The organism is Pseudonocardia nigra, assembly GCF_019396355.1.
In the GTDB taxonomy this organism is placed as follows: domain Bacteria; phylum Actinomycetota; class Actinomycetes; order Mycobacteriales; family Pseudonocardiaceae; genus Pseudonocardia; species Pseudonocardia nigra.
Window position 1 is genome coordinate 1 of sequence record NZ_JAHKRK010000447.1, and the last position, 1,524, is coordinate 1,524.

Consider the following 1,524-nt stretch of genomic DNA (forward strand, 5'->3'; position numbering starts at 1 on the left):
GAGAGCCGGATGACAGGGAAACCGTCACGTCCGGTTCGGCGGGAGGCCGCGCGGAAAAGGACCCGCTCCTGCGGGCACCTCGCCGCGCGGCCGACCCCACCCGCACCGTCCGCGAGCAGTTCCTCGTGGAAATCACCGGGGAGATCACCGGCGATCCCGACGTCGAGCCCGGCCGGCACCAGGTCACCGATCTGGGCGAGCTCAACCGACTGTTCACCGCCTGGGTCGAGACCGTCTATCACCGCCGGATCCACTCCGAGACCGGGCAACCGCCGCTCGCGCGCTGGCACGCCGGTGGGCCGTTCGGGCTCCCCACCCCCGCCGCGCTGGCCGAGGCGTTCCTCTGGGAGGCCCACCGCACGGTCACCAAGACCGGCTGGTGTCGTTGCAGGGCAACACCTATCAGGTCGACCCGCTCCTGGTCGGGCACCGGGTCGAGCTGGTATTCGACCCGTTCGACCTCACCACCATCGCGGTCCGAGTGCGCGGGATCCCGGCCGGGACCGCGATCCCGCACCGCGTCGGGCGCCACTCCCACGTCAAGGCCCGACCCGAAACCCCACCCGACCCGCCGGCCCCGACCGGGATCGACTATGCACGCCTGAGTCGGCCGCCGTTCCCGTTGCTGCGGCCGATCCCGTGGCCGAGGAGGTCTCGGCACGTACGGCTGCACCTCAGTCCTGAGCAACGGATGCCAGCTCGACCGGGACCGAGAGCCACGCCGGACCCGGCGTAGCTACCGGCTACCGCCCCGTTCCCGCCTCCCCAGCACTAGCGATCAACTCTCGGCAGGCGCACCCTCGGCCCCTGTGGACGACAGCAAGCGGCAGCCACTTTAACGTCGAGTCGCCTCCGCCGCTGCTCGCCGACGACGTAATCACGCTACGTGCCGCCACGCCCGCGCATTGGCCGGTTGAACAGGCCCTTTCCCAGGACAACGACGTGGCGTACTGGACAACCGTCCCCGCTGACCTCGACGAAGGTGCCGCTCGTGCTCGCGTCGCAGCATGGATCGACCGGCGCGACGAGGGGCGCGGCGCCCTGTGGGTGATCGAGCGCGAGGGCAACGCCTGTGGTCAGGCGGGCCTGGTGATCTCGCCCCCGGCTGCAATCGAGGTCTTCTATGCCGTGCTTCCCTCGGCCCGCGGAGCCGGCGTGGCCGGTCGCACAGCAGCCTTGATCGCTGGCTGGGCGCGGAGAGCCGGCTACCGACAGATCGGGCTTGCCACCTTCCCGGATAACGTCGCGAGCGAGCGAACGGCGGAGCGCGCAGGCTTCGTCCGGACGGGCACTACCGAACGAAGGATCAAAGATCGAGCGCACACGCTCACGACCTGGGTGTACGCCCCTGCGAAGCGCCCAGTGGACGGAAGAAGCTCGCACTCAGGGTGATCGCGCTAGTGGCTTGTCACGCAGCTTTGACCGGGTAACTGGTCCAGGTGCGGATCGGTGAGTTGACGGCGAAGTTGGTCTTGGGTCGGGCTCGGGTGTTGCGCCAGCGGACGTAGCTCGCGATCGCGGCGT

At 69.8% G+C, this 1,524-nt stretch carries 3 protein-coding genes; 2 read left to right on the forward strand and 1 reads right to left on the reverse strand.

Features of this window, described 5'->3' with window-relative positions; translation table 11 throughout:
• A partial coding sequence (locus tag KME75_RS41475) for a hypothetical protein (protein WP_219420455.1) occupies positions 1-254 on the reverse strand: 254 nt, incomplete at its 3' end.
• Between the two features lie 125 nt (positions 255-379).
• On the opposite strand from KME75_RS41475, the gene KME75_RS47380 reads away from it, so the two are divergent.
• Together KME75_RS47380 and KME75_RS41485 are read left to right on the forward strand one after the other, a co-directional pair.
• Positions 380-736, forward strand: coding sequence for a Mu transposase C-terminal domain-containing protein (locus KME75_RS47380; protein WP_219420456.1), 357 nt, complete (start codon positions 380-382; stop codon positions 734-736).
• A 140-nt stretch (positions 737-876) separates the two neighbouring features.
• Complete coding sequence (locus tag KME75_RS41485; RefSeq protein ID WP_308283520.1) at positions 877-1,392, forward strand: GNAT family N-acetyltransferase; 516 nt, start codon at positions 877-879, stop codon at positions 1,390-1,392.
• Positions 1,393-1,524: the final 132 nt, after the last annotated feature.